Source organism: Raineyella antarctica (assembly GCF_900092135.1).
GTDB lineage: Bacteria > Actinomycetota > Actinomycetes > Propionibacteriales > Propionibacteriaceae > Raineyella > Raineyella antarctica.
This window is the reverse complement of the sequence record NZ_FMYF01000022.1, coordinates 1-7,710: the sequence shown is the minus strand read 5'-3', so window position 1 is coordinate 7,710 and position 7,710 is coordinate 1. Positions and strand designations below refer to the sequence as shown.

Here is a 7,710-nt window from a genome sequence, read left to right as displayed (position 1 = left end):
CTGCTCGACCATCCCGATGAGGGCATGCGCAGCATGCTGCTGGAACTACTTGAACGCCGCTACGACGCCGCCTCAACCGTGTTCTGCACCCAGTACGCGAAGAAGGACTGGCACCAGCGACTCGGCTCCGGAGTCCACGCCGACGCGATCATGGACCGCATCGTCCACAACACCATCTGGGTCGACACCGGCAACCACAACATGCGTGAACACGCCGCCGTGAACCAGTGACAAGACGCCGGTGGGAGCCGGTGGCCCCCACCCCGGCGGCCGCTGGCCCCCACCGGCAATATCACTGGCCCCCAACGGCAAGATCGAGTGGCCTCCAAGCCTTCAAATACTCAGCCACGGTGAGGGTTGGCGTTGCCGACAGGGTTAGACCACAGATGGTCGGCTGCTCACGCGACCACCGATGGTCCAACAATCTCGTTCGTTTAACAGGCATCGGGAGCGGAGTCGGCGCTCTTCCCGGACCTGGTCGAATGCCCTGGATCCTGGTGGAGTCATTTCCATGCGGCTCGGGCTGCGGACCATGACTGGCCGTGAGCGGTCCCGTCGAGTGCCGGCCCAAGGAAGCGGTCGACCAGTTCGGTGGCCATGGCGAAATCGGTGAAGCCCTCACACGCCGCCGTCTTGCGAGCCAGCCTTGGGTATTGCTTGTCCCAGGAGGCTGGTGGGGTGAACACCGGTCGTCCCGCGAGGTGTCGGTGGTCCCACTCCCCCAGGATCGCCGTGTGCAGGGCTGCCCCCTCGACGTCCTCGCGCCTTGCGAACACGACGAGGTCCACCAGGTCCTTCACCCGGCTGGACGGGCGGGATCCGTCAGCGCCGTATCCGGCCTGGATGGCGCACAGCTTGTCGGCGATGTGGTCCACGAGGGGGTAGAGCCGCAGGGTCGGGGCGCCAAGGCCGGGGATGTCGATGCCGGGAAGGGGCGCTGGTTCAGGTTCGGCCGTGAGCAGCGAGCCGGTGACGAGGTCCACGGTGAACGGTTCCTTGCGCGAGGCGCCGACGTAGGGCTCCACTCTGAGCCGACGGCCGTCAACCTCGGGCTGGCCGCCTCCGGCGAGGCTGGGTTCCACAGTGGTGATCTGGAACCGCAGGTGATCGTTCAGGTCGACAGCGAGAAGACTCCTGAGCGCCTTGAGTGCTTGGTCGGTGTCGTCAAGTTGTCCCAGCAGGTCGATGTCCTTGGTGGTCCTGGCGTCGTGGATGCGTACGAGCGCCGCGGTTCCGCCCTTCACCACCCACGGAGCATCGGGATCCTGGAAGACCCGGGCCAGGAAGCGCCCGTACACGAAGTTTCGAATGTAGGCGGCGGGGTCTTCGCCGGTCTGCTTTGCAGCTTGTTTCGAACGGTCAGTTACGGCCTGCCACAGGGCCGTCGCGTCACGATACCCGTCGGCGCTCACAGGTCCTCCAGCTCCGTGGCCAGGGACAGGACGGGTCGGGAGGCCACAGCCGCTTTCCACGCCGGCTCCAGGGAGGCCGTGATCGCCTGGATCGCCGAGGTGGACGCCTTGGTGAGTTCCGGCGACAGGACCGCAGGCAGGCCGTCGTGCACCGCCTTCTGCAGTGACGCCGCGGAGCTGAAGGCCGCCTGGGCAGCAAGCGCGGGCGCGAACTGGTCGGCAGCGCTGGCGCTCTTGGCCGCGGCGGAGACTACGCGCACCGCGTCCATCATCGGGCCGATAGACGAAGCAGACATGGCGTGGGTCCTCGCGAAGGTATCGGCGAGGGGCCCGACCGCTGCACGGACGGCTGCCAGTGTGGTGTCGTACGGGGGCAGGCTCGCCCCGATCGAGGCGAGGATCTCGCCAATAGCGGCCGCCTGACCCTGCGCGAAGATGGACGCACCGATCGGACTCTTGACCAGTTCAGCTGCGATCTGGCCGGGGCTCAGGCCGGCGACGTCCAGCAGGTGCGCGACCAGCGCCGGTCCGTCTGGCTGCCCATGGGCATGGGCGAGGGGCTGAAGATGGGCGGCCAGCCGCTCCTGGTCGAGTGCGCCGCGACGAAGCGCCTGCCCGACGATCTGGGCGACGAGATCGGGGTCGTGGCCATCACGGAGAAGGTCCGCGATCGTCCGCTCGACCGTGGTGGTGGGCAGCCCTTCGACCAGTTGCACGTCATCAGCGGCAAGGGCCAGCCGATGGATCCGCATGTTCCTGCGCGACTGCTTACGCCCCGGCAGGGTGAACTCGGGCTGGTCATCGAGCAGGTCACCGAGCTGATGTAGCCCTGCGGCCGAAGCGAAGGAAACGACGCCGGCGGCGACCGGATCGGCGAGTCGCTCCTCAACCGTGTGCACGGGATCCAGGGACAGCCAAGCGGCTCGCAGACGACGGTGGTCGTCCGGTGAGGATGCGAGCGTGTAGATCCCACGGTCCACGCGCTCAAGAACCCCAGCGTCGGCGAGCCTCGAGAGCTGGACCCGCGTGATTCCCTCACGTTCGGCCTGGGCGGTGGTGAGCATCTCCCACTGCCCCGCGGCAAGACGCGCCACCCGGGCCATAACAGCAGTTGACGACTCAGACATACTGCGATGGTATCAAAAAATGCAACAAATGCAGATCGTATTCATTCGTTCCGCTAGATCAAAGCTACGTTTGCAACATCTACGTGCAACCAATGCAGTACCTCCAAGACGGTCAGGGCACCCCTCGGCAGCGAAGCCCTCACCATCGCGTCTCACGATCCAACTCAGGCTGAGGGCGCCCCGTCGCGGATCCTTCAGCAGCAGATCATCTTCGGCTGAACTGTCGACGCGCTCTCACTCACCCAGAGCCCGTCGTCGGTGGACGACACGAATGGCGAGGCCCAGACCAGCCCCCAACCACAGGAGGGCAGCGATCGCCAAGGCCGTGGGCAGACCCAGGATGACCACGCCCGCGCCTGCGGCAATGTCCTGGGTTCCGTCCGGATCAGGGGAATCGAGCATGGACACCACGTATCCGAACAGCTGAGCAGCCGAACCCGCAACCACGGCAACCCAGATCCACCGAAGCTGCCACCAGCGGCCTACCACGAAGCCGACCGTCACCGTGGCAAGCATCGCCCCGGCTGCGAGCGCGAGGATCACCGGGAAGGTGTTCGACCCAAACCCCCGGGATGGCGGCGCAACCATGACGGCAATGGGCATCCAGGCCGCCAACATGAACATCCAGATCAGGCCCGGGATCATCGCCCAGGTCGGGGGCTGCCTCCAACTGCTGACATACCTCCAGGCAGTGCCGTCGAACCGCCATTTCATATCCGGAGAGAACGCAGGAAGCCACCGCTGCCCGTCCCACCACCATTTCCCGTCAGGCGAGAACGATGCGCCATGAGGTCCTTGCTGCACCCTGCCCCCTCGTGCTTCCGGTTGCAGTGCGAGCCTAGGACAACATCAACGCACGAGCATCGCGCCGGTCCATGCCGACAGGGCTCATGTCTGTTAATCTCGCTGGATTGATCGACACTTCTGCAGCCGGATCGGACATCGCACGGGTCTGTCAATCACGTTGGTTGGACAGACACCTCCGACGGACCCCGACTACCGGCAGATGCGTAGGGCGCTTGCGGCTTCAGGCTGGACGGGGGCTGACTGCGGCGGCCTGTCACGGCCTTCCTCTGATCGGATCGAGCGCGGACACACGACGGAGCGCGAGATACCAGACTGGTATCGTTTGGGGCATGGCGATGACCCTCCGACTGGAACCCGAGGACGAGAAGGCGCTCGCCCTGCTTGCCGAAGCGCAGGGGGTGAGCAAGCAGGAAGCCACAGTGAGGGCGATCCGCGAGGCGGCAGCCAGAAAGCTCCGCGAGGACAAGGTACGTCAGTTGTCCGGAGTGGCCCGGGCACGCTACGCCGACCTGCTCGACCGGTTGGGTGAGTGACCGAGTACCTCGCGCTGGACGATGTCTTGTCACTGGTGGAGGACCTCGCCGTTGGCCCGGTACGGGATGTCGGCCTGCTCGACTCTGCGGTCCACCGACCTCAGGTGAGCGTGTTCGGACGCGACGCCTATCCCGGCATCGATGACAAGGCGGGCGCCCTGTTGGAGTCGCTGGTCCGCAATCACGGGTTGGCCGATGGGAACAATCGGCTGGGCTGGCTCTGCGTCGTGGTCTTCTACGGCCTCAACGACATCACCCGGGAAGCGGCCGACGATGACGCCTACGACCTGGTGACCGCCATCGCCAGTGGGACCATCAGCTATCAGGAGGTCGCAGGCCACCTGGCCTCCTGGCACTGACCGGGCGCGGCATGGCAAGGCGTACGGAAGTGCCTGTCCGAGCAGCAAGTCGGTTCCTCATCCCTGCCAACGGCGCGCCACCGAGGGACACTGGCGTGCCGTTCACCAATCCACGATGGGTCCATCAATCACTTTCGTTTGACAGACACTTCCCTCGCCCACTCGATACCCGGCGGCGTGAGTCGCCGCAGCGGCGCCACTGGTGAATCGCCCCGGGTTTCGTGGAGGCTCGGTTAGTTGGATCCGACCTCGACGAGGCAACCGGAGACCTCCCTCACGACAAGAGCCGGCCCCCTTGCCCTCAACCCCACACGGGAATACGAAAAGGGCCGGGGACCCTTTGGTCTCCAGCCCTGGTGGGTACGGCTCACGGACGACGGTGTCCGCGGCCTGTGTGGTGCTAGATCAGAAGCTGATCCCGAAGCTCTCGGCCTTGGCCTGCTCCTCGGCGGTCTGACGGAACCCGTCCATCCAGATCTCGGCGAAGCTCTTCTTGCTGGTCTCGTTGCGATCCATCATCTCTATATCTCCTTGCGGTAGTTGTCTTCTTCAGTGTCGTCGGGGCTCCAGGCCTGCCTGGCCTCGTTCCCCCTCGACATCTTCCACTTTATGTCTTTGGTGAAACAAAGTCAAGGGGAGACGTTCCCCTCCCCCGAACCACCCCACGACACGGCGCTCCTGCCCCCGCGGGCGCTGCAGCGAACCTCACGGGTCGTGACCGACATCGACAGGCCATCACCGAGGGGCTTGCCCCACTCCCCGTTGCAGATGTCGATACCGCGGACCGCCAGGACGTGGGTGATGGCGGCTTCCAACACCGCCTGCTCGTACTCGGGCAGACCGAGGAAGCACTTCTCGAACCGGTCGCCCTCGTACTCAATGGTCCACTCGCCCACAGGCCCCCCTCCCCATCGCCCTCGCCATCCCCAAAGCCATCTGTAGCCACAGACGGCTACGGAGAACGCCGCGGAGCCACGATGGCTTCCACCTCGCTGGCCAATAGCGAGGCGCCTTGGTGATCTCTCCTCCTGCCACGATGAACGCGTGGGCTCAGCCGCGCTGCACGGGCCAAACCCGCATGCACCGGCAGCACCGTGCCCGCGCCCTTCTTGGCGCCCTTGGCTTCGCGCAGCACCGCATCCGTCGCGCGCATCCACGGACCCGACCCGCCGGCTCCACCCGCGCCGCCTCCACCGCCGCCTCCGGCAAATCCACATACCGCGCCCGCACGTTCGGCAGCGTCAGACTCCTGTGGACGTTCCCCGCCGCATGCCAGAACGGCGCCCTGCCCGCCTCGGGACGTAGCGCCACCGAATAGCCCACCATCACATCCGTGGTGCCGGGAGCGTAACGGGGCGGGGTCACCACCCCCACCCGCCACAACCCCCGCACATACCCCGCCTCCCTGGGACCGCTGCTGCGAGCGGAAATTCGACGCCCACGTACCGTCCTCGCGGATCAACTGCACCACGATGTGGATGTGGTCGAAGGGTCGTGCGACAGTGGCCGCGTGCACGTCACCCGAACCGGATTCACCTCGCTCAAGGGAGCCCGCCACCTGGACCGGCCGTTCGTCGACCTGGCTTGGGACGGCCCGGTCGGGGACCGGGAGTTCTGCCTGGTCGACCCGGCCCGTGAGCGGGTGCTCCGCACCGTCGAGAACCCGACCCTGATGCAGACCCGGGTCGCGTGGGACGCGGGCAGGCTGACCGTGGCGCTGCCCGGGGCTACGGCTGAGGGCGTGCCGGCACCCAGCGGCGAGACCCGTACGCTCGACTACTGGGGCCGCTCCGTGACACTCGAGATCATCGACGGACCGTGGGCGGCGGCCTACTCGAAGCACCTGGGGTACGACGTGGTGCTGGCCCGGTCCCCCGCGGGCGACGTCGTCTACGGCGCCAGCGTCAGCCTGGTCACCACCGGCTCCCTCGCCGAACTCTCCCGCCGGATCGGCGCTTCCGTCCTCGACTCGCAGTTCCGTGCCACGTTCACGCTGCAGACCGACACACCCCATCTCGAGGACGGCTGGATCGGCCGGCGGCTCCGCCTCGGCGAGGCCGAGGTCGAGGTCCGCAGTCCCATTCCCCGCTGCGCCGTGATCGATCTCGACCCCGTCAGCGGGAGGCGTCGCACCCAGGCGCTGCGGACGCTGGCGGACTATCGCCGGCAAGGTAACGAGATCATGTTCGGGGTGGATGCCGTCGTGGCCGAGCCCGGTCGCGTCCACGTGGGCGATGCCACCACCGTCACCTTGGTGCTCTGAGCTCGCGCCACGATGGCTGCGCGCCTTCCCTCGCGGTGGGGAGCGTCCGCGACTACGCTGGGCGCACCTCGCAAGGGAGTGATCGGTATGAGCCCCAGCACGCAGATCGGCCCTGAGTTCGGGGCATTCGACTTCACGCATGACCGGCGTACCCACGAGGTGTTCCGGGGTGGTACAGGGCCGGCGGTCCTCGTGCTCCACGAGATCCCTGGCCTGCACCCGGGCGTCGTCGATTTCGCCCGTCGGCTGATCGCCGCTGGGTACACGGTGTACCTGCCGTCGCTGTTCGGGCGCCCCGCCGCCCCGGCGACGGGCCGCGAGATGGCGCGGACGATGGTGCGGGTCTGCGTTTCGCGCGAGTTCACCCTGCTGGCCGACCGTACGAGCCCCGTCGTCGGGTGGCTGCGGGCACTGGCGGCCACGGCCTTCCGTGAGTGCGGCGGCCCGGGGGTCGGTGTGGTCGGGATGTGCTTCACCGGAGGTTTCGCGCTGGCGACGGCACTGGAGCCGTCGGTCCTCGCGGCGGTGATGAGCCAGCCGGCCATGCCCGCGCCGATCGGGGAGCGTGGCCGCGCCGCCCTGGGCCTGGATGCCCAGGACCTCGCCACCATCACTGCACGGGCGAATGACAACCTGCGAGTGCTCGGGCTCCGGTTCACCAACGACCGGGGTTGCCCGCCGGAGCGGTTCGCGACCCTGCGGACCACGCTCGGAGGGGCCTTCGAGGGGATCGAGATCGACTCCTCGCCGGGCAACGCTGCCGGTATCGAGCCGTCCGCGCACTCGGTCCTCACCATCTCCCTGGTCGACGAGCCCGGGCATCCGACCCGGGTCGCCCGGGACCGGGTCCTGGCGTTCCTGGCCGAGCGACTGCGCGGTTGACCGGCGCGCCGGGCGGCACTGTTGACAAAGCGTCCCGGCTACCGGCGTGGCCGGGACGCGTCACGACTAGCGGCTGAGGAACACCTCCACGAGTTCATTGAACTCGTCGGCGTGCTCGAGCTGGGCCCAGTGGCCGCACCGGTTGAAGAGGACGAGCCGCGAGTCGGGGATGGCAACGGGATCATCCCCGCTCACGCGGGGAGAACTCGGGCGTGGTGAGCGTGCCCGCGTTGATCGGATCATCCCCGCTCACGCGGGGAGAACGGGGTGGCGCGATGGGCGTAGCGTGCTCCATACGGATCATCCCCGCTCACGCGGGCAGCACCC

10 protein-coding genes are annotated in these 7,710 nt (G+C 67.3%); 5 read left to right on the top strand and 5 right to left on the bottom strand.

From position 1 onward, the window contains the following. A partial coding sequence (locus GA0111570_RS17060; protein ID WP_092613864.1) for an ATP-binding protein occupies positions 1-231 on the top strand: 231 nt, incomplete at its 5' end. 272 nt (positions 232-503) lie between these two features. On the opposite strand, the gene GA0111570_RS17055 is transcribed toward GA0111570_RS17060, so the two are convergent. From GA0111570_RS17055 to GA0111570_RS17045, 3 genes are all read right to left on the bottom strand, one after another. Further along, a complete protein-coding gene (locus tag GA0111570_RS17055) occupies positions 504-1,412 on the bottom strand; it encodes a nucleotidyl transferase AbiEii/AbiGii toxin family protein (RefSeq protein ID WP_092613863.1) in 909 nt (302 codons plus the stop codon). After that, on the bottom strand, positions 1,409-2,515 hold the full coding sequence (locus GA0111570_RS17050; protein ID WP_281245228.1) for a type IV toxin-antitoxin system AbiEi family antitoxin domain-containing protein: 1,107 nt from the start codon (positions 2,513-2,515) through the stop codon (positions 1,409-1,411). The genes GA0111570_RS17055 and GA0111570_RS17050 overlap by 4 nt, the downstream gene beginning before the upstream one ends. A gap of 258 nt (positions 2,516-2,773) precedes the next feature. Beyond that, positions 2,774-3,184, bottom strand: coding sequence for a hypothetical protein (locus GA0111570_RS17045; protein WP_139283313.1), 411 nt, complete (start codon positions 3,182-3,184; stop codon positions 2,774-2,776). Between the two features lie 491 nt (positions 3,185-3,675). Between GA0111570_RS17045 and GA0111570_RS17040 the strand changes: the two genes are divergently transcribed. Continuing rightward, positions 3,676-3,879 (top strand): toxin-antitoxin system HicB family antitoxin, encoded by a 204-nt coding sequence (locus GA0111570_RS17040; RefSeq protein WP_092613860.1) that lies wholly within the window; start codon positions 3,676-3,678, stop codon positions 3,877-3,879. After that, positions 3,876-4,238 (top strand): type II toxin-antitoxin system death-on-curing family toxin, encoded by a 363-nt coding sequence (locus tag GA0111570_RS17035; RefSeq protein ID WP_092613859.1) that lies wholly within the window; start codon positions 3,876-3,878, stop codon positions 4,236-4,238. The genes GA0111570_RS17040 and GA0111570_RS17035 overlap by 4 nt, the downstream gene beginning before the upstream one ends. 629 nt (positions 4,239-4,867) lie before the next feature. Here the strand turns inward: GA0111570_RS17035 and GA0111570_RS17030 are convergent. Next, positions 4,868-5,134, bottom strand: coding sequence for a hypothetical protein (locus GA0111570_RS17030; RefSeq protein ID WP_092613858.1), 267 nt, complete (start codon positions 5,132-5,134; stop codon positions 4,868-4,870). Between the two features lie 614 nt (positions 5,135-5,748). Between GA0111570_RS17030 and GA0111570_RS17025 the strand changes: the two genes are divergently transcribed. Beyond that, on the top strand, positions 5,749-6,501 hold the full coding sequence (locus GA0111570_RS17025; RefSeq protein ID WP_092613857.1) for an MOSC domain-containing protein: 753 nt from the start codon (positions 5,749-5,751) through the stop codon (positions 6,499-6,501). An 87-nt stretch (positions 6,502-6,588) separates the two neighbouring features. Beyond that, positions 6,589-7,383 carry a dienelactone hydrolase family protein gene (locus tag GA0111570_RS17020; protein WP_092613856.1) on the top strand — a complete coding sequence of 265 codons (795 nt, stop codon included), beginning with the start codon at positions 6,589-6,591 and terminating at the stop codon, positions 7,381-7,383. A 66-nt stretch (positions 7,384-7,449) separates the two neighbouring features. On the opposite strand, the gene GA0111570_RS18235 is transcribed toward GA0111570_RS17020, so the two are convergent. Further along, the gene (locus GA0111570_RS18235; protein ID WP_281245227.1) at positions 7,450-7,578 is read right to left on the bottom strand and encodes an alpha/beta fold hydrolase; all 129 of its coding nucleotides are present in this window, start codon (positions 7,576-7,578) and stop codon (positions 7,450-7,452) included. Between the last annotated feature and the right edge of the window lie 132 nt (positions 7,579-7,710).